The sequence below is a fragment of the Rothia sp. QJM3NY_36 genome, assembly GCF_056173115.1.
The window spans coordinates 2001746-2022467 of sequence record NZ_CM149658.1 but is presented as its reverse complement, the minus strand read 5'-3'; the positions used below and the strand labels follow the sequence as shown (position 1 = coordinate 2022467).

The following is a 20722-nucleotide window of genomic DNA, read 5'->3' as shown; positions in this document are numbered from 1 at the left end:
GTCGGCGGGGCCGGTGCGGCTCAGACCTCCCGCTGGCCGCCGCGCTGCACCTGATCCTTCCGGTCGGCCTTGTTGGCCGCGCGGGTGATGCCCACCTTGATGAGGGTGCCCACCAGGCCGGTGATCAGGGACCACACGATGATGTCGCGCAGCGACTCCTCGGGATCCGCGTTGTCCTCGGGCGGCTCGTTGCCGGTGACCTTCCGCCACCCGGCGCTGAGCACCTTGTTGGCCAGGGCGACCCCGCCGAGGGAGGCCACCGTGGAACCGATCTTGATCAGGGGATTGCTCATTCCTGCTCCTTAGCTTTCGTGGTTCGCCGGCGCGGGCACCCGGCGTCGTCGAGTGATCTCCCGCGCATCCACCTCAGCTTACGGCCCGCTCGGCCCCGCCGCACCCGCCGGTGCGGGAGGGGGCGCCCCGATGCGGGAGCCTTCCGGTGGTTTGGGAGCACTCGGAGGGCTCCCGAAACACCGGAAGGCTCCCGAACCGCCGCTGCGCTAGGGTGGGGACGTCCACTACGACAGGGGAGCCCCGACCGGGGCTGAGAGTGCACACCGGTGCAGACCCTCGAACCTGACGCGGTTCATACCGCCGGAGGAAGTCGAGTTCTCGGACCCCGCGGCCCATCCCGGCCCCTCGCCGGGCGACGTCGCGGCGTCTCCCCTCCTGCCATCCCCAGGAGGAGTCCTCATGAACACCACCACGAGCACCCGACGCCGCAGCTGGCGGGTCGTGGACATCGTCATCGCCTCGGTCATCGCCGCGGCCTGCTCGCTGATCTTCTTCGTCTGGAACAACGCCGTGTACCCGGCCAGCAGCGCCGCGACCGCCGGGTTCCCGCCGCTGGGCGGGCTGATCGGCGGCGCCTGGCTGATCGCCGGCCCCCTGGGCGGGCTGATCATCCGCAAGCCCGGGGCCGCCCTGTACTGCGAGCTGGTCGCCGCGATCATCTCCGCCCTGCTGGGCTCCAGCTTCGGGCTGACCGTCATCTGGTCGGGGCTGTACCAGGGCGTCGGGGCGGAGCTGGTGTTCCTGCTGTTCGCCTACCGCCGCTTCGACCTGCCGGTGGCCCTGCTCTCCGGTCTCGCCTCCGGGGTGGTCATGGCCGTCATGGAGAACATCATCTACAACCCCGAGTGGACCATGGACTACAAGCTGGTCTACGTGCTGTGCGGCGCCGTCTCCGGGCTGGTCCTCGCGGGTCTCGGCGCCTGGGCGCTGACCCGCGGGCTGGTGGCCACCGGCGTCCTGGACTCCGTGGCCGCCGGTCGGGACGCCCGGCGCGCCGCTTCCCGACGTCGCCCGGCCTGACCCCGATGCAGACCCGACCGATGGCGTCTCGCGCGGCCGCCGTCACCACCGAGGGCTTCGGCTGGCACTACCCCAACCGGTCCGAGCCGGCCTTCCGCGACGTCACCCTGGAGATCCCGCCGGGGCAGAAGGTGCTGCTGCTGGGGCCCTCCGGCGCCGGGAAGTCCACGCTCCTGCACGCCCTGGCCGGGGTGCTGGACCAGGAGGAGGACCCGGCGCTGGGCACCGCCCTGATCGACGGGTTCCCCGCCGCCCGGGCTCGGGGCCGGGTGGGGCTGATGCAGCAGGACCCGGAGGCCTCGATCGTGCTCTCCCGGGTGGGTCAGGACCTCGCCTTCGGCCCGGAGAACCTCGGGGTGCCCCGCGAGCAGATCCGCCCCCGCTGCGAGGAGGCCCTGGCGGCGGTGGGCCTGGACCTGGACTGGGAGCGTCCGACGTCGGCGCTGTCCGGCGGGCAGAAGCAGCGCCTGGGACTGGCCGGGATCCTCGCGATGCGCCCGGGTCTGCTGCTGCTGGATGAGCCCACCGCCAACCTGGACCCGGCTGGGGTGGAGGAGGTGCGCGACGCGGTGCTGCGCGCCGTGCGGGAGTACGGCTCCACGCTGGTCGTGGTGGAGCATCGCGTGGGGGTGTGGGCCCCGCACGTGGACCGGGTGATCGTGCTGCGCCCGGCCGGCGGCATCAGCCACGACGGCGCCCCCGAGGAGGTCCTCGGGGCCGGCCGTCGGGAGCTGATCCACGCCGGGGTGTGGGTGCCCGGGCACGTCCCGGTGGGTCCGGGGGAGGCCGACGGCGTCGCGGGAGGCGGGTCGAGGCCCGCCGTGCCCGGGACCGAGGAGGCGGGGACCGCCGATGCCTGGAGCACCGGGCGGGACTCCGGCGGTGCCGAACCCCCCGCGGGAGGCGAGAGGCTGCTGGCGGCCCGGGATCTGGCGGTGACCCGGACCCATCCGCAGCGGCGCTGGGCCCGGGTCCGACGCCGCGCCGCGGCGTCGTCCACCGAGGCGCCTCCGGCCGCGGCGGCCGAACGGGAGCCGTGGGCCCGGACGGCCCCGGTGGCCTCCCGCGGCATCGACCTGACGCTGCGCGCCGGGCAGCACCTGGCCGTGGTGGGCCCCAACGGCGCGGGGAAGTCCACCCTGGCCCTGACCCTGGCCGGTCTGCAGTGGCCGGCCGCCGGGCTCGTCGTCGCCGCCGAGGGGCTGCGCGGGGACCCGGGGGTGTCCTGGGACCCGATGTGCTGGTCCTCACCGGAGCTGATCCGGCGCATCGGCACCGTGTTCCAGGAGCCCGAGCACCAGTTCGTCAAGGCCACGGTGGCCGAGGAGCTGGAGCTGGGGGCGCGGCTGAGCGGGGCCGAGGATCCGGGCGCCCGGGCCGAGGACCTGCTGGAGCGGCTGCGCCTGGACCGGGTGGCCGAGGCCAACCCCTTCACCCTCTCCGGCGGGGAGAAGCGTCGGCTGTCCGTGGGCACGGCCCTGGCCGCCCGCCCGCGGGTGCTCGTCCTGGACGAGCCGACCTTCGGGCAGGACGCGATCACCTGGGCCCGGCTCGTGCGGCTGCTGGGCGAGCTGATGGCCGAGGGCACCGCCGTCGTGTCCGTGACCCACGACCTGGACTTCGCGGCCGCCCTCGGCGGGCGGCGCCTGGACCTGGGTGCGCCCGAGCATCGCCCGCGGGAGGCCGACGACGACGGGGGCGCCCGCCGCGCCGTCGGGCTCGGGGAGGTGGGCTGAGGTGGAGCTGATGGATCCGGTCTTCGCCCGGGCCAGCGCCCTGGGCCGCACCAACGCCGCCACCAAGATCGTCGTGGCCACCCTGCAGACCCTCGTCTTCGTGGTGAGCCTGGATTGGGTGACCTCCAGCCTGGGGCTCGTCCTGCTCCTCGCGGCGATGACGGCGGCCGGGATGCGCCCGTGGGCGGTGGCCCGGAAGCTGTGGTTCATCTTCGCGGCCGCGGTGCTCTCCGGGTGGGCCACGGCCCTGATGGCGGAGAAGTCGGGGCGCCTGCTGCTGGATCTGGGGCCGTGGCAGGTCAGCACCGGCTCCCTCGACTCCGGGATCGCCATCATGCTGCGCGGCTGCGCGCTGGCCCTGATCTCGGTGATGTTCCTGGCCAGCACCGACGCCCACGAGCTGGGGGAGTCCCTGGCCCAGACCTTCCGGCTGCCCGCCCGCTTCGTGCTCTCCGCGGTGGCGGCCTTCCGTCTCATGGGTCTGCTGGCCGCGGAGTGGCAGACCCTGGCCGCCGCCCGGCGGGCCCGCGGCATCGGCTCCCGCTCCGCGCTGGTCGCGCTCACCACGGGCTTCGCCCAGCAGGCCTTCGCCCTCATGGTCCAGGCCCTGCGCCGCGCCTCGCGGCTGGCGGTGACGATGGAGGCCCGCGGCTTCGGCGCCGGGCCGCGCACCTGGCTGAACCCGCCGACCTACCACCGGGTCGACGTCGTGGTGCTGATCCTCGGGCTGCTGATCCCGGTGATCGCGGTCGGCGCCTCCCTCGCCCTGGGCTCCTACCGCACGATCTTCTGACCCGCCCGGGATCCGGCCCGTTCCGTTCGGTTCCGCGACCCGGCGCATTCGTTCCCATCCCTCTCCTTCCTTCTCGCGAGGCGGCGCATTCGTTCCCGAAAATGCGGATTCTGGGTACGGATGCGCCGGGTCGTGGGGGACGGACGTCATGTGAGGGCTGGCGGGGAGGGGAACAGTGGAGCCAGGTCTACCCCGGATCAGATCTGGGGCCACTGACTCCAGCCCCGCGCTTCACGAGAGTGGAGGGTGACAGAAAACGTCCCCGATCCCCCGAGGAGCGATCCCACCGTGACCACCCAGCCAGACTCTCCCTGGGCCACCCCCACCGTCGTACAGCCCGGGCCTGAGCCCGCTCACTCCGAGCCCGCCATCCCCGCCTCCGCCACCGCCCAGCCCGATCCCGCCCGGGAAGCGGCCCCCGTCGCCGTCGCCCGCGGGGTTCGGAAGATCTACGGCACCGGCCCGCAGGCCGTCACCGCGGTGCGCGGGGTGGACCTGGAGGTGGCCCCGGGCGGATTCACCGCCGTCATGGGACCCTCCGGCTCCGGCAAATCCACCCTGATGCACCTGATGGCCGGGCTGGAGACCCCCACCGAGGGCCGCGTGTGGATCGGCGGGCAGGAGATCACCGGGCTGTCCGACGCCGCGCTGACCTCGGTGCGCCGCCGCCGCGTCGGCTTCATCTTCCAGGCCTTCAACCTCATGCCCACCATGGACGTGCGGGAGAACATCCTCCTGCCCTTCGAACTGGACGACCGCAGGCCCACCGCCGAGCAGCGGCAGTGGATCGACCTCCTGTTGGAGCGTCTGGGTCTCACCGGGCGCGTCAACCACCGGCCCGGGGAGCTCTCCGGCGGGCAGCAGCAGCGGGTGGCCATCGCTCGGGCGCTCGCGACCCGTCCCGCCCTGGTCCTGGCCGACGAGCCCACCGGCAACCTCGACTCCCGCGCGGCCGGGGAGGTGCTGAGCCTGCTGCAGGCCGCCGCCCGGGAGATGGGCCAGGCCATCCTGATGGTCACCCACGACCCCAAGGCCGCCGCCCACGCGGACCGCGTGGTCTACCTGGCCGACGGGCGCATCGTCCGCACCGAGGGCTCCGGAACCCCCGAGCAGATCGCCGCGACCATGCTGAACCTGGAAGCGTAGCACCATGGCCAAGACCGTCAGGAACGCCGTCCGCGAGATCGCCCGCGAGCCCCGCCAGCACCTCTCGACCCTGCTGATCTGCGCCGTCGCCGCCTTCTTCGGGGCCGCCATGATCGCGGGGACCCAGCTGCTCGCCCACCTCATCGCCGGTCCGGAAGGCGCGGACGGAGCGGAGGGTGGGATCGCGCTGATGCTCGGCCTGCTCGGCACCGTCTTCTTCGGCATCGCGATCTTCGTGGCCGCGATCGTCGTCGTGAACACCTTCTCGATCGTCGTCGCCGGACGCACCCGCACCATCGCCCTGCTGCGCCTGCTCGGCGCCTCGGCTCCCTCCCTGCGCCGCGGGATCGGCGTGGAAGGGCTGATCGTGGGCGGGGTCGGCGCGGTGCTGGGCACGGTCCTGGCCGACGTCGCCGCCCTCGGCGCGGCCGCCTGGCTCGAGCACCGGCCCGACGCCGCGCCCCTGGGCTTCGCGATCACCCCCGGCACCGCAGTGCCCGGTGCGGTCGTGGTGCTGATGGCCTGGTGGGCAGCCTGGCGCGGGGCCCGCCCGGTGCTCGCCGTCTCCCCGATCGAGGGGACCCGGCGCACCGTGGAACCCGCCCTGAAGACCCTGCGCCGCGGCAGCCGGGCGCTGCTGGTCCTGGCGCTGCTCGGCATCGTCCTCGGTGCGGGCCTGCTGGGTCTGGGCGTGCTGGTGGGCTTCGCCTCCTCGGCGGGGGTGCTCCTCGGCTTCCTCGGCGGCATCGTCTCCTTCACCGGGATCGCGCTGGGCTCGGCGTGGATCATGCCCGCGTTCCTGGGGCTGGCGGGCCTGCCGCTGCGGGCCTCGGCCGCGGGGCGACTGGCCGCCGGCAGCGCCCGACGGCACCCGCTGCGCGCCTCGCGCACCTCGATGGGCCTGGTCATCGGGATCACCCTCATCATGATGTTCGCGACCCTGGGGCAGACGTTCCAGACGGTCATGACGCGGTGGAGTCGGGAGCTGGGGATCGCGGAGGATCAGACCAGTTCGGTCATGCGCAGCATCGACGACGTGCTGTGGTTCCTCACCGCGATGCTGGTGTTCTCCCTGGTCATCGCCGCGATCGGGGTGGTCAACAACATGCAGGCCTCAGTCATGCAGCGCACCCGCGAGCTGGGGATGCTGCGCACCATCGGCCTGTCCACCGCGGGGCTGTGGCGGATGATCCTCGCGGAGACGGCGCAGCTGACGCTGGCCGCGGCCCTGTTCGCGATCCCGCTGGGCATCCTCTACGGCTGGTGCGGCGCGCTGTCCATGCTGGCCAGCGTGGATGGGATCGGGTTCTTCCTCCCCACGCCGCCGTGGGCGATGATCGGGCTGGTGCTGCTGGGGTGCGCGGTGATCACCGGGATCGCCGCCGCGCTGCCGGCCCGCCGGGTCACCCGGGTCTCCCCGGTGGCCGCCCTGGCCGCGGGCTGAGCCGACGCCGTGCCCCGGCGGCCCGGTGCTCTCGTTCCCGACCCCTCGCGACCCGGCGCTCTCGTTCCCGGTCTCTCGCGAGACGGCGCAGCCGTTCCCATAATCGCGGTTTTCGGGAACGAGAGTGCCGTTTCGGCGAGGGATGGCCTCTCGTGTGGGAACGGGAGCGCCGACTCGGCGAGGGGTGGCCTCCTGTGTGGGAACGAAAGCGCCGGCCCGGCGGGGAGATCGCCGGGCGGCCGGTGCTCAGGCCGTGAGGAAGGAGGTCAGGAGGCGGGTCAGCTCCCGATCCACGGGCAGGACCTGGTGGTCCAGGTGGGTCACGGGGGCGAGCAGACGCACCGAGGAAGCCAGCCACACGCCGTCGGACTCCAGCAGGTCCACCGGGTACAGGGGGCCGTAGCCCAGCTCCCAGCCGCGCTCGCGCGCCGCCGCGAAGATCGCCCCCTGGGTGGTGCCGGGCAGGATGCCGTGGTTCGGCTCCGGAGTGAGCAGGGTGATCCGGTCCCCGGTGCGCCGGGCCGCGATCACCGAGCTGGTGGCCCCCTCCAGGATCCGGCGATCCGACGCCGTCCAGATCGCGTCCTGCGCGCCGAGGGAGCGGACGTGGCGCAGCACCGCCATATTCACCGCATAGGAGAGGGTCTTGGCGCCGGTCAGCAGCCACGGGTAGGCGGCGTCCTCGGCGGGATCGTGCCCGCGGGGCAGCAGCAGCGCCCGCACCCCCTGCTCACGGGCGGCGAGGGTGGATTCCGGGACCGGGGAGACGATGACGAGGCCGTAGGCCCCGCGCGTCGGGTCTCCCCGGCTGACCAGCAGCTTCACCACGGTCTCCTCGCCGAGGTCGGTGGCGGTGCCGATGCCCTCCCGGGCGGCCACCCGCAGGACCGTGGCGACGGCGGCGCGCCACCGGTCCTCGTCCGGGGCCGGCAGCTGCAGGAGCCGGGCGGAGTGGGCCAGGCGGGCCAGGTGCCGGGGCAGCTTCCGCACCGCGCCGTCGACGGCGAGCATGGTCTCGAAGACCCCGTCCCCGCGGGTGTACCCCTCGTCCTCGATGCCGATCAGGGGCGCGGCGGCGTCGAGCACCTCGCCGTCCGGGTGCGCGTCATCCACTCGGACGACGACGGGCGGCCTGCGGTCTGCGGGAAGCTCACTCATGCCCCCATTCTGCCCACCCCGCCGCAGCATCCCCTGCGCCCTGGCGCCCAGTCATCGATTCCGACGGATTTTCAGGCGAAAAGTCGTCGGAATCGATGACTCGGCGCCAGGGCGGGCGTCGGGGGCGGGGCGTCGGGCCGGGCGTCAGAGAGGGGGCGTCGCATCAGGTGGTCTGGGGGTGGGTGGCGGTGCGGGCGCGGGTCGTCAGGAACACCGTCAGGGCCGCGAGGGCGCAGATGCTCATGCTGATCGCCATCGGGGCGACGGCGTGGTCCCCGCCGAGCCCGACCAGCGGGGAGACGAGCCCGCCCATGCCGAACTGCAGGCACCCCAGCAGGGCCGACGCCGCCCCGGCGTAGTCCCGGCCCTGGCTCAGGGCCAGCGACGTGATGTTGCCGAAGATCAGGCCCTGGCAGCCGGCGCACAGGAACAGCAGCACCAGCACCACGGGCAGCGAGAGGGCCCCGGCGAGGGTCAGGCCCAGCAGGGTCAGGGCCGAGACCGCGACGATGCTCAGCCCCACCGGGGCGATCCGCTCCGGGACGGTGCGGCTCAGCAGCGCGTTGGACAGGACGGAGAAGAGGAGGATCCCCAGGGAGTTCGCCCCGAAGGCCAGGGCGTAGGCGGTGGAGCTCATCCCCAGGACGTTCTGCAGGACGTAGGTGGACCCGGAGATGTAGGAGAACAGGGTGCCGAAGGAGAGGACGAAGGCGATCACGAACCCCACGTATCGGGGGCGGCGCACCATCGCGGCCACCCCGCGGCCCACCGTCCGCAGGCCCCCGGAGTGGCGGCGCTCGGCAGGCAGGCTCTCCGGGACCAGGACGAACACCGCCGCCGCCATCAGCAGGGTCACCGTGGTGAGCACCCAGAACACGGTGCGCCAGGTGGACACCGCCAGGATCAGCCCGCCCACGGTGGGTGCCAGCACCGGGGCCAGGCCGTTGATCATCATCATGTAGTTCATGTACCGGGTGGTCTGGGTGCCCACGGTCAGATCCGCGATCATCGAGCGGGCCAGCACGATGCCGGCAGCCCCGGACAGCCCCATCAGCAGCCGGAAGCCGATGAGCACCTCCACGGTGGGGGCCAGGGCACAGCCCAGGGAGGCCAGGAAGCACACCGCCGAGCCGATCATCAGGGGGCGGCGTCGGCCCCACTGGTCCGAGAGCGGGCCGATGAGCAGCTGCCCCAGGGCCAGCCCCAGCATGCACGCGGAGAGGGTGAGCTGGATGGTGGAGGCCTGGGTGTCCAGGTCCTCGGACATCCGGGGGAAGGCCGCGAGGTACATGTCCGTGGCCAGCGGTCCGATCCCGGAGAGGGTGCCGAACACGATCAGCAGGGGGACGCTCACGCGGGGAGCGGTGCTCTGGTGGCCCATGGGCGAGGAGGTCCCTTCCTGGGGAGCGCGGACCGGTCGAGGCGGTCGGCGGGGAGTCCGGCGTCGCGCCGGCTGACGGGACGATGGTAGAGGAAAAGCGGGCGCCCCCGTAAGCCGCGCCGGCCCGGGGGACGGCGTCGGGTGGCCCGGGCGAGGCCCGCCGGCCCGGCTCAGGGCAGTCGGGCCAGCAGCGCGTCCTCCTGCGCGGCCCAGCGCTCCCAATGCGGACGGTAGAGCTCCCCGTCGCGGGCCAGCGCCCGCCGACGCCGCTGCGCCGCGGGCAGCTGCAGCCACACGGTCAGGTCCGGCACGACCTCGGGGTGTCCGGGGGCGCTGGCCCCGACCCCCTCGGCGATGATCAGGGCGGCCTCGGCCGACAGGATGCGCTCGGCGGGATCGGGGGCGCCGGCCGCCCAGTCCCAGGCGCGCCAGGCGGCGTCGCGCCCGTCCAGCAGGCGGGTGAGCATCTCGGTCCACAGGCGCACGCCCTCGGTGAGCCCATCCCAGCCGGGGTAGAGGTCCTCCAGGTGGAACAGCACGACGCCGGCCGGGCACCGGGCCGCGGCGGCCGCGGCCAGGCGGGCGGCCAGGGAGGTCTTGCCGGCTCCGGAGCGCCCGTCCACCGCGAGCACCAGCGGCGCCCGGTTCCTCCAGTGCTCGGGCGGGAGGGTTCCGTCGCGGCCCAGCAGCTGCTCGAGGATCCCGGCGACGTCGGCGTCCTCGGGGTCGTGGTTCTCGATGACCCAGGTGCGCCCGGCGGACACGGCGGCTCAGCCCCGCGCGGTCTCGGCGTCGGCCGGACCGTGCTCGCGGGCCCAGTCCACGACGCCGGGCACGGCGGCGTCGATCATCTCGAAGGTGGTCTCGAAGTCCTCCTCGTCGCCGTACCAGGGGTCGTAGATGCCGAGGCTGCGGTGCTTCAGGTGCGCGGCCTCGGGATCGAACTCGCGCAGCAGGTGGATCTTCTCGGCGTCCCGCTCGGTCTCGGCCAGGCCGCGCAGGGCTCGCTCGTGCGGCAGGTCCAGGGCCAGCACGAGGTCGGCCGCGGCGAGGTCCGCGGCGGTGACCTGGCGGGCCCGGTGCCCGGAGGCGTCGATGCCCTCGGCCTGAAGCACCCGGGCGGCGCGCGGATCCACGGGGTTGCCCCGCTCCTCGTCGCTGATGCCGAAGGACTCCACCGTCACCTCCGGCAGGTCGGCCCGTTCGACGGCGCGGCGGATCAGGTACTCGGCCATGGGGGAGCGGCAGATGTTGCCGGTGCACACGGTGATGATGCGGGTCATGGGTTCAGCCTACCCAGGCGCGGTGAGGGAAGGGCGGCGGGTGCCGGAACCGGCGCGATCCAAGGCGGCGCAGAAAAGTTGAGTCGAACCGACTCAAACCTGTTGACAGGTGGGGCCCGATGCGTAGACTTGAGTCAGGACAACTCAAGAAGTGAGACCTCCGGGTGCTCACCTCCCGCGGGCAGCGGGCGGGGCCCCGGTTCACTCGAGACCATGAAGGAGCATCACCACATGTCACGTGCAGTCGGCATCGACCTCGGCACCACCAACTCCTGCGTCGCGGCCCTGGAGGGCGGGGAGCCCGTCGTCATCGCCAACGCGGAGGGCACCCGCACCACCCCGTCCGTCGTCGCCTTCGGCAAGGACGGCGAGACCCTGGTCGGCGGCGTGGCCAAGCGCCAGGCCGTCACCAACGTCGAGCGCACCATCTCCTCCGTCAAGCGCCACATGGGCACCGACTGGACCGAGGAGATCGACGGCAAGAAGTACACCGCGCAGGAGATCTCCGCGCGCATCCTGCAGAAGCTGAAGGCGGACGCGGAGGCCTACCTCAACGACAAGGTCACCGACGCGGTCATCACCGTCCCGGCCTACTTCAACGACGCCGAGCGCCAGGCCACCAAGGAGGCCGGCGAGATCGCGGGCCTGAACGTCCTGCGCATCGTCAACGAGCCCACCGCCGCGGCCCTGGCCTACGGCCTGGAGAAGGGCAACGAGGATGAGCTGATCCTGGTCTACGACCTCGGCGGCGGCACCTTCGACGTCTCCCTCCTGGAGGTCGGCAAGGACGACGACGGCTTCTCCACCATCCAGGTCCGCGCCACCGCCGGCGACAACCGCCTGGGCGGCGACGACTGGGATCAGCGGATCGTGGACTGGCTGCTGCAGCAGGTCAAGTCCAAGACCGGGGCTGACCTGTCCAAGGACAAGATCGCCCTGCAGCGCCTGAAGGAGGCGGCGGAGCAGGCCAAGAAGGAGCTGTCCTCCGCCTCCTCCACCAACATCTCCCTGCAGTACCTGTCCGTCACCTCCGACGGCCCGGTGCACCTGGACGAGTCCCTGTCCCGCGCCAAGTTCCAGGACCTGACCAAGGACCTGCTGGATCGGACCAAGAAGCCGTTCCACGACGTCATCGACGAGGCCGGGGTCAAGGTCTCCGACATCGCCCACGTCGTGCTGGTCGGCGGCTCGACCCGCATGCCCGCCGTCGTGGACCTGGTCAAGGAGCTCTCCGGCAAGGACCCGAACAAGGGCGTGAACCCGGATGAGGTCGTCGCCGACGGCGCGGCCCTGCAGGCCGGCGTGCTCAAGGGCGACCGCAAGGACGTCCTGCTGATCGACGTCACCCCGCTGTCCCTGGGCATCGAGACCAAGGGCGGGGTCATGACCAAGCTGATCGAGCGCAACACCGCGATCCCGACCAAGCGGTCCGAGACCTTCACCACTGCCGAGGACAACCAGCCGTCCGTGTCCATCCAGGTCTTCCAGGGCGAGCGCGAGTTCACCCGGGACAACAAGAACCTGGGCACCTTCGAGCTGACCGGCATCGCCCCGGCCCCGCGCGGGGTGCCGCAGATCGAGGTCACCTTCGACATCGACGCCAACGGCATCGTGCACGTGTCCGCCACGGACAAGGGCACCGGCAAGGAGCAGTCCATGACCATCACCGGCGGGACCTCGCTGTCCAAGGAGGACATCGACCGCATGGTCAAGGACGCCGAGGCCAACGCCGAGGCGGACAAGAAGCGCCGCGAGGCCCAGGATCTGCGCAACACCGCGGAGAACAGCGCCTACCAGATCGAGAAGCTGCTCAAGGACAACGAGGACAAGCTGCCCGAGGACGTCAAGTCCGAGGTCCAGTCCGACGTCGACGAGCTGAAGAAGGCCCTGGAGGGCGAGGACGACGACGCCGTGAAGTCCGCCTTCGAGAAGCTGCAGTCGTCCCAGACCAAGCTGGGCGAGGCCATCTACGCCCAGGCCCAGGCCGGTGAGGGTGCCGCGGACGCCGGTGCGGCCAACGCGGACGCGAACGAGGATGACGTCGTCGACGCCGAGGTCGTGGACGACGAAGACGAGAAGAAGTAAGGGATATGGCTGAGAACACCACCGAGAACCCGCAGGACGGGGACCCGCTGGAGGAGGCCTTCCACGCCCCCGACGCGGAATCCGCCTCGGAGGCCGAGGGCGCCGAGGCCACCGCGCAGAGCGCTGCGGACGAGCAGGAGGCCGCGGAGGAGCCCGCGGACTCCGAGTCCGCGGCCCAGGACGGGCACCGGCTGGCCGAGGAGCGTCTGGAGGATCTGCGCCGCCTGCAGGCGGAGTTCCAGAACTTCCGGAACCGCTCGGCCAAGGAGAAGGACGGTCTGCGCGAGTACGTGGTGGGCGACGTCGTCACGGCCCTGCTGCCGGTGATCGACGACATCGACGCCGCGCGCCGGCACGGGGACCTGGCGGAGGGACCCTTCGCCTCGATCGCCCGGAAGCTCGAGGAGGCGCTGACCCGTCAGGGCCTGGAGCGCTTCGGCGAGGTCGGGGAGGCCTTCGACCCGCACGTGCACGAGGCGGTCATGCAGCAGCCCACCGAGGAGGTGGAGCCGGACCGGCTGGCCATGGTCATGCGCAACGGCTACCGCATCGGCGAGCGGGTGCTGCGCCCGGCCCAGGTGGCCGTGGCCGTGGCCCCGTGACCCAGGGGTAGGCAGGATCCCCGGACCCCGCGCTTGCGGAGGTCAGTTGCGACGCCGGGTCCCCGCGCCGTCGTTCCCGTCCGAAAATGGGCGGGCGCGGCGGGTGCGGACCCGGCGTCGCTTCTCATCTGCGCAACCGCCCCGGGCGCGCCCCGCCCGGGCGCACAACAGAACATCAGCAGACGGAAACGAGCACAGCGAGACTGTGGGAAGGAGGCGTCGATGGCGAGCGAGAACTGGCTGGAGAAGGACTTCTACAAGGTGCTGGGCGTCTCCAAGGACGCCAGTGACGAGGACATCAAGAAGGCGTATCGGAAGCTGGCCCGGAAGTACCACCCGGACCAGAACCCCGGGGATGAGGCCGCCGAGCGGCGGTTCAAGGAGATCTCCGAGGCGCACACCGTGCTGGCGGACCCGGAGCAGCGCAAGCAGTACGACGCGATCCGCGCGATGGGCTCCGGGGCCCGGTTCAGCGCCGGCGCCGGCGGGGCCGGCGGCCCCGGGGCGGGAGGCTCGGCCGGCTTCGAGGACCTGCTGGGCGACCTGTTCGGCGGCGGGGCACGCCGCTCCCGGGGCGGCTTCGGCGGCGCTGGGGGACCCCGGATGCAGTACACCAGCACCGGCGGCGGCGATCCGTTCGCGGACCTGTTCGGCGGGGCCGGCGGGGCCAGCCCCTTCGGGCAGCCGCGCCAGCCGGCCCCGGCCGACGTCGAGACCAGCGTGACCATCGACTTCGCCGAGGCGCTGGAGGGCACCCAGCTGCGGGTGAGCCAGCAGGACGGGCGCAGCGTCACCATGCGGATTCCGCAGGGGGTGCGCGACGGGCAGAAGGTGCGTCTGCGCGGCAAGGGCCAGACCGGCCCCGGCGGGTCCTCGGACCTGATCGTGACCGTGCACGTGCGCCCGGATCCGGTGTTCACCCGGGAAGGCGATGACCTCACGGTGCATGTGCCGGTGACCGTGGAGGAGGCCGCCCTGGGCGCGGTGATCACGGCCCCCGCCCCCGGCGGGAAGATCGTGAAGCTGCGGCTGAAGGCCGGTCAGGAGCCCGGCACCCGGATGCGGGTCAAGGGCCGCGGGGTGACGACGAAGAAGCACACCGGCAACCTGTACGTGATCCCGCAGGTCCAGGTGCCCTCGGAGCTGTCCGAGGAGGCCGTCGAGGCGCTGCGCCGGTTCACGGAACTGGCGCACCAGCCGGATGTGCGGGCGGATCTGCTGCGGGAAGCGGGGGTGTAGACCATGGCCTTCGGCAACGCGGACCAGCCCCTGTTCGTGATCTCGGTGGCCGCCGAGCTGGCCGAGATGCACCCCCAGACCCTGCGCCAGTACGACCGGCTGGGTCTGGTCACCCCCTCCCGGCTGCCCGGGAAGGCCCGGCGGTATTCGCAGCGGGATGTGGAGAAGCTACGCCAGATCCAGCAGCTGTCCTCCGAGGGGGTCTCGCTGGAGGGGATCCGGCGGATCATCCAGCTGGAGAACCAGGTCCAGGCCCTGCAGCACCGGGTCCGGGAGCTGACCGAGCAGCTGCAGGAGAGCCAGGATCGGATCCAGGAGCCCCGGCGGGTGTTCGCGGCCGGGCTGCGCGGCGACGTCGTGCGGCTGGGCCGCGGGCAGCGCCCCGAGCGCTTCTCGACGAGCCGGGCGCTGACCCTGTACCGGGGGTGAGGCTGTTGCTGGGAGACTCTGTGCTGGGGTGAGCGAGCCGGGTCCGCGGGCGGGGGTCGGCGGGTTTTCCGGGCGGAAACACGGGTGTGGCATGATGATCCGCATCACTTCTCAACCGCACCGATCCGTGGGGGCCACCGCATGCTCGAGACCCTGGACTCCGTCCTCTCCGCCATCGACAAGGTCCTCTGGGGCCCGTTCATCCTCATCCCGCTGCTGCTGGGCACGGGCCTGTACCTGACCATCCGCCTCGGCGGGATCCAGCTGACCAAGCTCTTCCAGGCCCTGCGCCTGGCCTTCTTCACCCGCAAGGACGAGGGAGCCCAGGGCGGGGACATCTCCCAGTTCCAGGCGCTGACCATCGCGATGGCCGCGACCGTGGGAACCGGCAACATCGTCGGGGTGGCCACCGCGATCGGCACCGGCGGTCCCGGGTCCCTGTTCTGGATGTGGATCACCGCGATCTTCGGCATGGCCTCCAAGTACTCGGAGGCCTTCCTGGCGGTGCGCTTCCGCACCACGGACGCCAAGGGCGAGATCTCCGGCGGCCCGCAGTACTACCTGCAGCGCGGCATCCGCGGCGGCTTCGGGAAGTTCCTGGCCCTGTTCTTCTGCGTGGCCGCGATCATCGCCTCCTTCGGCATCGGGAACACCACCCAGGGCAACTCCATCTCCGTGAACATGGTGGACTCCTTCCACGTGCCGGAGTGGATCACCGGGCTGGTGCTGGCCGTGCTGACCCTGCTGGTGCTGGTCGGCGGCATCAAGTCCATCGGGCGGGTCACCTCCAACCTGGTGCCGATCATGATCGTCTTCTACGTCGTCGGGGCGATCTACATCCTGTGCGTGAACGTCGGGGGGATCCCGGAGGCCTTCGCGACGATCTTCGAGTCCGCGTTCACCGGGCACGCCGCCGTCGGCGGGTTCCTGGGCTCCACCATCATCCTGGCGGTGCAGATGGGTGTGGCCCGCGGCATCTTCTCCAACGAGTCCGGGATGGGCTCGGCGGCCATCGCCGCGGCGGCCGCGCAGACCACCCACCCGGTGCGTCAGGGCCTGGTGTCCATGACCCAGACCTTCATCGACACGATCATCGTGGTCACCTGCACCGGGCTGGTCATCATCACCACCGGGCAGTGGACCGCCGGGGCCGACGCCGCCGGCACCATGACCTCCCGCGCCTTCTCCACCGGGCTGCCGGGCAGCTGGGGCGGGTGGATCGTGACGATCGGCCTGGTGCTGTTCGCCTACTCCACGATCCTCGGCTGGGCCTACTACGGCGAGCGGTGCATCGAGCGGCTGTTCGGGCGGCGCGGGGTGCCGGCCTACCGGGTGCTCTTCTCCGTGATCGTCTACGTCGGCTGCACCGTCCCGCTGTCGCTGGTGTGGACCTTCGCGGACATCGCCAACGGCCTGATGGCCATCCCCAACCTGATCGGCCTGCTGATCCTCTCCGGTCTGATCGCCCGGGAGACCCGTCACTACCTGCGCAACGACCCCTCCGTCACGGCGGACAAGGATGAGGTGGACGAGTTCATGAAGGGCCACCCCGGGGCGATCGACACCTACGAGACCCAGTCCATCCCCCAGGTGGACCGCCGCTGAAGCCAGGTGGGGGGTGTCCGGCGTCGACCCGGCGCTCTCGTTCCCGAAAACGCGGAAAGTGGGAACGGATGCGCCGTCTCGCGGGAGGGGATGCCTCGGGGGGACGGGGCGCCGGTGTGCGGATGAAGAGAAGGAGAGCAGACGTGAGCAGCGATGCGAGCGACCGTGAATCTGAGCAGAACGGTCAGTTCGGGGCCGAGAAGGAGACGACGCCCGTCGTCGAGATGGTGAGGTTCCGCGTGATCGCGGGCCAGGAGGCGGCGGCGCGGGAATGGGTGGCGTACCTGCGGGACCATCCCACACAGTTCCGGGAGACGATGATCCCGGAGCGGATGCAGGTGGAGACCATTCTCAGCGATGAGCAGGAGGGCCGGCTCCATCTCACCTGGTTCTCTGTGCAGCTGCCTGGGGGAGCGCCGGTGCAGGACTCCGAACACGAGCTGGACCGGATCCACCTGGACTACTGGCGTCGGTGCATCGACCCTGACTGGGGGCCGCAGCGGCTCACCCCGGAAATCTTCATGACCTCCGAGCCTGTCCAGAGGGCCTTCGAGCAGTAGTCGAGAACTGCCCGGCTGCGTCATCATCGACTCGGCGCTCCCGTTCCCGCCCCTCCGCCGAGACGGCGCACCCGTTCCCGGAAACGCGGAAAGTGGGTACGAATGCGCCGGGTCGCGGGTGCTCCGAAATCCCAGCTCCGAACCCTGGCCGCCCCGCCCGGGGTCAGGCCCGGCGGTAGGTGAGGTCCCAGGGGTGGCGTCCGGCCTCCCCGGCCTTGCGCTCGAAGCTGGTGAGGATCCGGCCCTCCCAGCGGGGGGCCCAGCCGCCGGTCGGGTCCTCCTCGGTGGCGCCGCGGCCCGGGTGCTCGTTGCGGAAGTCCTCGGAGGCCTCCAGCACCTCGCGCATCACCAGGGCGTACTCCTCCCAGTCCGTGGCCAGGCGCCACAGCCCGCCGGGCCGGATCACCCGGGCGGCCAGCCGCGCGAAGTCCGGGGAGACCAGGCGGCGCTTGTGGTGGCGGGTCTTGTGCCACGGGTCCGGGAAGAACACCCACAGCTCGTCCACGCTGGCCGGCTCCAGCAGGTTCTCCAGCACCTCCGGGGCGTTGGCCTGCACCACCCGCACGTTCTGCACACCGGCCTGGCCCATCTTCATCAGCAGGTCGGCGATGCCGGGGGTGTAGACCTCCACCGCCAGATAGTCGTTCTCCGGGTGCTCGGAGGCCGCGTGCACGATGGCCTCACCGAGCCCGGAGCCCACCTCCACCACCAACGGCGCCCCTTCTCGGCCGAAGACCTCGGCCTGGTCGAAGCGAGCCTCGGGGGCCACCGAGGTGTCGGTGACCAGCCGCGGGACGTCCAGCACGTGGGTCGGGGAGAACTCGTCCCAGGCCTTCTGGCGCCGAGCGGTCAGCCGGTCCCCCCGGCGCACGAAGGAGTACGGCTGACGGTGGAACTGCTGGGGGACGTCCTCGGACATGGGCTCTTCCCTTCGGGTGGTGGCGGTCCAACCCGTCATCGTACCCGGTGCCTCAGGCGGAGGGCCGCCCGGCGGCGTCGCGCACGGCGGCGGCTCGGCGCACCTCCTCCTCGCGCAGCACCCGCATCCGGGTGGTGTCCGGGTGCTCCAGCACCGGGTGCGGCCGGGTGAGGTCCACCTGGTGGTCGATCTGGGCGTCCAGGCTGCCCGGGTGCTCGCCCATGAACGCGTCGATCTGCTCGGCGGTGGCCGTGAAGTGAGGATCGTGGCGCAGGTACCGCCGGGTCTCGCGCACCACCAGCCCGGAGAGGATCAGCAGCCCGATGAGGTTGGGGATGGCCATGATCCCGTTGATCACGTCGGAGAAGGTCCACACCATCGTCAGCGGGGCGACGGCGCCCAAGCCGCAGGCCACCGCGAACACGATCCGGTAGATCAGGATGCCCCGGTGCCCGCCGCCCAGGCGCTCGATGCAGCGCTCGCCGTAGTACGCCCAGCCCAGCACCGTGGAGTAGCCGAGCAGGATCAGGCAGATGGTGACGATGATCCCGCCCCAGCTGCCGGGCAGCCCCGTGGCGAAGGCGGTGGAGGTCATGGTGGCCGGTTCGCCGTTCTCCCACACGCCGGTGGTGATGACCAGCAGCCCGGTGATGGAGATGACCACGAGGGTGTCGATGAAGGTCTGGGTCATGGACACCAGGCCCTGGCGCACGGGGTGGGCGGTCTGGGCGATGGAGGAGGGGATGGAGGCGGTGCCCATCCCGGATTCGTTGGAGAACAGGGAGCGGGCCACGCCGATCTGCATGGTCATCAGCAGGGAGCCCGCGGCCCCGCCGGCCGCCCCGGAGGGGGTGAAGGCGTTGCCGAAGATCAGCGCCAGCGCGTGCGGGATGCCGGCCCAGTTCACGGCGAGGATGTACAGTCCGCCGCCCACGTACAGCGCGATCATCAGCGGCACGCAGAACACGGTGACCTTGGAGATGGACTTGATGCCGCCCACCAGCGCCCCCAGGGTCAGCACCCCGATGACGACGGCGGTGATCGTCGGGGCCACGTGGAAGGTGGACTCCATGTTGGAGGCGATGGCGTTGGACTGGGTGGTGTTGCCGACGCCGAAGGTCGCGACGACGGCGCAGGCGGCGAAGGCCACGGAGAGGAACCAGCCGAAGCGGTTGGGGATGCCGCGCACCAGGTACACCTGGGGCCCGCCGGTCAGCTCCCCGTTCTTGTCCCGGGTGCGGAAGCGCACCCCGAGGAAGCACTCGGCGTACTTGGAGGCCATGCCGATCAGTGCGGTGATCCACATCCAGAACAGGGCCCCGGGCCCGCCGAGGTGGATGGACAGGGCCACGCCCACGATGTTGCCGGTGCCCACGGTGGCTCCGAGGGCGGTGGCCATCGCCTGGTAGGAGGAGATCTCGCCCTTCTGGCCCGGCTGTCGGGAGCGGCGCCCGAAGGCCAGGGACATGGCCTTGCCGAACAGGCGGAACTGCAGCCCGCCCAGGCGCACGGTGAGGAACAGGCCGGTGAGCAGCAGCAGCGGCAGGATCAGCCACGGCCCCCACACGATCGCGTCGGCCCGGTCCAGGATGGTCTGCAGGGTGTCCATGTCTCCTCGTTCCCGCGCTCGCGCGTCAGGCGGTCACCGGAAGACGCGGACGCCCGCTCACCGGGGCTGGTGGGCGGGCGTCGTCGTCATGCGGGAAAGCCGAAGCGCGGTGCGCTACTTCTTGCTGCTCTTCGCAGCCTTCTTGGCGGCCTTCTTCGCCTTCTTCTTGTCGCTCTTGGACTGCAGGATCAGGGCCGCGGCGATGGCGGCGAGCCAGGAGTCCTTGGCGACGGCGGTGCCGGCCTGGGAGGGGCGGATGCCGTCCTCCTCGGTCATCTCGTCGGTGTTGAAGTACATCGCGAGCAGTCCGGCGGAGAAGGCGCCGAGGGCCAGCCCGGCCAGGCGGCGCGGGACGATGGGGGTCAGCAGGGCGGCGCCGACGGCGATCTCGGAGCCGGCCAGGACCTTGCCGAAGGTCTGGGGGCTCAGGCTGCCGAGGGCGGGGACGCCGTTGACGGCCATGCCCTGGAGGGTCTTGGCGGTGTCCTCGTCGAGGTTGAGCTTGCCGAGGCCGGAGTTGAGGATGAAGGCGCCGGGCACGGCGCGCAGGGCGGCGTTGGCGAGGTGGAAGGCCATAGGTGATCCTTTCGTGGAGATCCGGTGGTGTTCGGTCGGGTCGGAGCGGGCTCCGGGGGACCGATCGTCCTGCTCCACCCTAACCCTCGGGGGGCGTCGGGCAGGTGTCGGTCGTGTTACCGGGAGACGCGAAGGCCCCGGATTCTCGCCACCAGCGAAATGCCGGTGCGGCGGGAAGCCGGGGCCCTCGTCGTGGAGCCGGGAGGCGGGGTCAGCTCAGCTGGCCGTCGGCGTCCTCCAGGTGGGCGCGCATGAACCACTGGAACTTCTCCAGCTCGCCGGTCTGCTGGATGAGGATGTCCTCGGTGATGGGATCCACGTCCCCGACCTTGGCGATCGCGGCGCGGTGGTCCTCGATCAGGCCGGTGTAGACCTCGTCCAGCGCGCGCAGGTGATCCATGGCCGAGGCGCGCCCCAGCTTGTAGTCCTCCCAGTCGCGGGTCTGGACCAGGTCCCCGGGCAGCCCGTTGGGGGCCACCCCGAGGGCGGACATGCGCTCGGCGAGCTCGTCGGCGTAGCCGCGCACCAGCTCGATCTGCGGGTCCAGCATCTCGTGCACGCCGATGAAGTTGCGCCCGACCACGTTCCAGTGGGCGTGCTTGAGGGTCAGCTGCAGGTCGTTCAGGGCGTGCAGGCGCGGCTGCAGGATCTCGGCGATCTGGTGGCCGCCGTCCACGGACAGGCCGGGGACGGTGTACGGGGCGTTCTTCTCAGACATGGCGTTCCTTCCTGTGTGCGCGGGCCCCGGTGTGTGATGCGGTGTGTGTGATGCGATGGGCCCGCGGACGTTGTTATGAGTGACTCATAACTGCGTTGTTATGAGTCAATCAAAATAGCGCGGGC

20 protein-coding genes and 1 riboswitch are annotated in these 20722 nt (G+C 71.7%); of the genes, 11 read left to right on the top strand and 9 right to left on the bottom strand.

Translation table 11 applies throughout. The annotated features are described in order from the left end of the window. Positions 1–20 precede the first annotated feature (20 nt). Complete coding sequence (locus AC0VXQ_RS08990) at positions 21–293, bottom strand: DUF4235 domain-containing protein (RefSeq protein ID WP_058731217.1); 273 nt, start codon at positions 291–293, stop codon at positions 21–23. A gap of 222 nt (positions 294–515) precedes the next feature. Next, positions 516–620: riboswitch (TPP riboswitch) on the top strand. Positions 621–693: 73 nt separating this feature from the next. Between AC0VXQ_RS08990 and AC0VXQ_RS08985 the strand changes: the two genes are divergently transcribed. The 5 genes from AC0VXQ_RS08985 (at position 694) to AC0VXQ_RS08965 (ending at position 6433) form a co-directional block, all read left to right on the top strand. Further along, complete coding sequence (locus AC0VXQ_RS08985) at positions 694–1314, top strand: ECF transporter S component (RefSeq protein WP_058731216.1); 621 nt, start codon at positions 694–696, stop codon at positions 1312–1314. Between the two features lie 20 nt (positions 1315–1334). After that, the gene (locus AC0VXQ_RS08980; protein WP_475528443.1) at positions 1335–3050 is read left to right on the top strand and encodes an ABC transporter ATP-binding protein; all 1716 of its coding nucleotides are present in this window, start codon (positions 1335–1337) and stop codon (positions 3048–3050) included. A 10-nt stretch (positions 3051–3060) separates the two neighbouring features. Next, the gene (locus AC0VXQ_RS08975) at positions 3061–3843 is read left to right on the top strand and encodes an energy-coupling factor transporter transmembrane component T family protein (protein WP_064725174.1); all 783 of its coding nucleotides are present in this window, start codon (positions 3061–3063) and stop codon (positions 3841–3843) included. 369 nt (positions 3844–4212) lie between these two features. Then, positions 4213–4989 (top strand): ABC transporter ATP-binding protein, encoded by a 777-nt coding sequence (locus AC0VXQ_RS08970; RefSeq protein WP_375542920.1) that lies wholly within the window; start codon positions 4213–4215, stop codon positions 4987–4989. Between the two features lie 4 nt (positions 4990–4993). Beyond that, positions 4994–6433 carry an FtsX-like permease family protein gene (locus AC0VXQ_RS08965; RefSeq protein WP_129357698.1) on the top strand — a complete coding sequence of 480 codons (1440 nt, stop codon included), beginning with the start codon at positions 4994–4996 and terminating at the stop codon, positions 6431–6433. A 246-nt stretch (positions 6434–6679) separates the two neighbouring features. Here AC0VXQ_RS08965 and AC0VXQ_RS08960 read toward each other — a convergent pair whose 3' ends face one another. The 4 genes from AC0VXQ_RS08960 to AC0VXQ_RS08945 form a co-directional block, all read right to left on the bottom strand. Beyond that, on the bottom strand, positions 6680–7591 hold the full coding sequence (locus tag AC0VXQ_RS08960; RefSeq protein ID WP_061225332.1) for an aminotransferase class IV: 912 nt from the start codon (positions 7589–7591) through the stop codon (positions 6680–6682). Between the two features lie 163 nt (positions 7592–7754). Continuing rightward, positions 7755–8945, bottom strand: a complete 1191-nt coding sequence (locus tag AC0VXQ_RS08955; RefSeq protein ID WP_260007523.1) for a multidrug effflux MFS transporter — start codon at positions 8943–8945, stop codon at positions 7755–7757. A 197-nt stretch (positions 8946–9142) separates the two neighbouring features. Next, positions 9143–9736, bottom strand: a complete 594-nt coding sequence (locus AC0VXQ_RS08950) for a nucleoside/nucleotide kinase family protein (protein WP_061225333.1) — start codon at positions 9734–9736, stop codon at positions 9143–9145. Positions 9737–9742: 6 nt separating this feature from the next. Continuing rightward, positions 9743–10255 carry a low molecular weight protein-tyrosine-phosphatase gene (locus AC0VXQ_RS08945; RefSeq protein ID WP_061225334.1) on the bottom strand — a complete coding sequence of 171 codons (513 nt, stop codon included), beginning with the start codon at positions 10253–10255 and terminating at the stop codon, positions 9743–9745. A gap of 231 nt (positions 10256–10486) precedes the next feature. Between AC0VXQ_RS08945 and dnaK the strand changes: the two genes are divergently transcribed. From dnaK to AC0VXQ_RS08915, 6 genes are all read left to right on the top strand, one after another. Beyond that, positions 10487–12340 carry a molecular chaperone DnaK gene (dnaK, locus tag AC0VXQ_RS08940; protein WP_058730650.1) on the top strand — a complete coding sequence of 618 codons (1854 nt, stop codon included), beginning with the start codon at positions 10487–10489 and terminating at the stop codon, positions 12338–12340. Positions 12341–12345: 5 nt separating this feature from the next. Further along, positions 12346–12942 (top strand): nucleotide exchange factor GrpE, encoded by a 597-nt coding sequence (locus tag AC0VXQ_RS08935; protein WP_058730651.1) that lies wholly within the window; start codon positions 12346–12348, stop codon positions 12940–12942. Between the two features lie 222 nt (positions 12943–13164). After that, complete coding sequence (locus tag AC0VXQ_RS08930; RefSeq protein ID WP_058730652.1) at positions 13165–14181, top strand: DnaJ C-terminal domain-containing protein; 1017 nt, start codon at positions 13165–13167, stop codon at positions 14179–14181. A gap of 3 nt (positions 14182–14184) precedes the next feature. Beyond that, on the top strand, positions 14185–14610 hold the full coding sequence (locus AC0VXQ_RS08925; protein WP_100464158.1) for a heat shock protein transcriptional repressor HspR: 426 nt from the start codon (positions 14185–14187) through the stop codon (positions 14608–14610). Between the two features lie 141 nt (positions 14611–14751). Continuing rightward, positions 14752–16215 carry an alanine/glycine:cation symporter family protein gene (locus tag AC0VXQ_RS08920; RefSeq protein ID WP_404435122.1) on the top strand — a complete coding sequence of 488 codons (1464 nt, stop codon included), beginning with the start codon at positions 14752–14754 and terminating at the stop codon, positions 16213–16215. Between the two features lie 143 nt (positions 16216–16358). Continuing rightward, on the top strand, positions 16359–16775 hold the full coding sequence (locus AC0VXQ_RS08915; RefSeq protein WP_224799669.1) for a DUF6176 family protein: 417 nt from the start codon (positions 16359–16361) through the stop codon (positions 16773–16775). A 163-nt stretch (positions 16776–16938) separates the two neighbouring features. Here AC0VXQ_RS08915 and trmB read toward each other — a convergent pair whose 3' ends face one another. The 4 genes from trmB to AC0VXQ_RS08895 all read right to left on the bottom strand — a co-directional run bounded on the left by trmB (position 16939) and on the right by AC0VXQ_RS08895 (position 20597). Continuing rightward, complete coding sequence (trmB, locus tag AC0VXQ_RS08910) at positions 16939–17694, bottom strand: tRNA (guanosine(46)-N7)-methyltransferase TrmB (protein ID WP_224799670.1); 756 nt, start codon at positions 17692–17694, stop codon at positions 16939–16941. Positions 17695–17746: 52 nt separating this feature from the next. Beyond that, positions 17747–19303, bottom strand: a complete 1557-nt coding sequence (locus AC0VXQ_RS08905; protein ID WP_224799671.1) for an alanine/glycine:cation symporter family protein — start codon at positions 19301–19303, stop codon at positions 17747–17749. Positions 19304–19417: 114 nt separating this feature from the next. Next, the gene (locus AC0VXQ_RS08900; RefSeq protein ID WP_058730656.1) at positions 19418–19879 is read right to left on the bottom strand and encodes a hypothetical protein; all 462 of its coding nucleotides are present in this window, start codon (positions 19877–19879) and stop codon (positions 19418–19420) included. Positions 19880–20090: 211 nt separating this feature from the next. After that, on the bottom strand, positions 20091–20597 hold the full coding sequence (locus tag AC0VXQ_RS08895; protein ID WP_475528433.1) for a Dps family protein: 507 nt from the start codon (positions 20595–20597) through the stop codon (positions 20091–20093). Positions 20598–20722: the final 125 nt, after the last annotated feature.

What these genes read in the sequence shown, in the direction of transcription:
- AC0VXQ_RS08945 (WP_061225334.1), bottom strand. Translation starts at nt 10,255, where the DNA reads ATGACCCGCATCATCACCGTGTGCACCGGCAACATCTGCCGCTCCCCC.
- AC0VXQ_RS08905 (WP_224799671.1), bottom strand. Translation starts at nt 19,303, where the DNA reads ATGGACACCCTGCAGACCATCCTGGACCGGGCCGACGCGATCGTGTGG.
- AC0VXQ_RS08920 (WP_404435122.1), top strand. Translation starts at nt 14,752, where the DNA reads ATGCTCGAGACCCTGGACTCCGTCCTCTCCGCCATCGACAAGGTCCTC.
- AC0VXQ_RS08930 (WP_058730652.1), top strand. Translation starts at nt 13,165, where the DNA reads ATGGCGAGCGAGAACTGGCTGGAGAAGGACTTCTACAAGGTGCTGGGC.
- AC0VXQ_RS08900 (WP_058730656.1), bottom strand. Translation starts at nt 19,879, where the DNA reads ATGGCCTTCCACCTCGCCAACGCCGCCCTGCGCGCCGTGCCCGGCGCC.
- AC0VXQ_RS08975 (WP_064725174.1), top strand. Translation starts at nt 3,061, where the DNA reads ATGGATCCGGTCTTCGCCCGGGCCAGCGCCCTGGGCCGCACCAACGCC.
- AC0VXQ_RS08990 (WP_058731217.1), bottom strand. Translation starts at nt 293, where the DNA reads ATGAGCAATCCCCTGATCAAGATCGGTTCCACGGTGGCCTCCCTCGGC.
- dnaK (WP_058730650.1), top strand. Translation starts at nt 10,487, where the DNA reads ATGTCACGTGCAGTCGGCATCGACCTCGGCACCACCAACTCCTGCGTC.
- AC0VXQ_RS08925 (WP_100464158.1), top strand. Translation starts at nt 14,185, where the DNA reads ATGGCCTTCGGCAACGCGGACCAGCCCCTGTTCGTGATCTCGGTGGCC.
- AC0VXQ_RS08985 (WP_058731216.1), top strand. Translation starts at nt 694, where the DNA reads ATGAACACCACCACGAGCACCCGACGCCGCAGCTGGCGGGTCGTGGAC.
- trmB (WP_224799670.1), bottom strand. Translation starts at nt 17,694, where the DNA reads ATGTCCGAGGACGTCCCCCAGCAGTTCCACCGTCAGCCGTACTCCTTC.
- AC0VXQ_RS08980 (WP_475528443.1), top strand. Translation starts at nt 1,335, where the DNA reads ATGGCGTCTCGCGCGGCCGCCGTCACCACCGAGGGCTTCGGCTGGCAC.
- AC0VXQ_RS08935 (WP_058730651.1), top strand. Translation starts at nt 12,346, where the DNA reads ATGGCTGAGAACACCACCGAGAACCCGCAGGACGGGGACCCGCTGGAG.
- AC0VXQ_RS08960 (WP_061225332.1), bottom strand. Translation starts at nt 7,591, where the DNA reads ATGAGTGAGCTTCCCGCAGACCGCAGGCCGCCCGTCGTCGTCCGAGTG.
- AC0VXQ_RS08895 (WP_475528433.1), bottom strand. Translation starts at nt 20,597, where the DNA reads ATGTCTGAGAAGAACGCCCCGTACACCGTCCCCGGCCTGTCCGTGGAC.
- AC0VXQ_RS08965 (WP_129357698.1), top strand. Translation starts at nt 4,994, where the DNA reads ATGGCCAAGACCGTCAGGAACGCCGTCCGCGAGATCGCCCGCGAGCCC.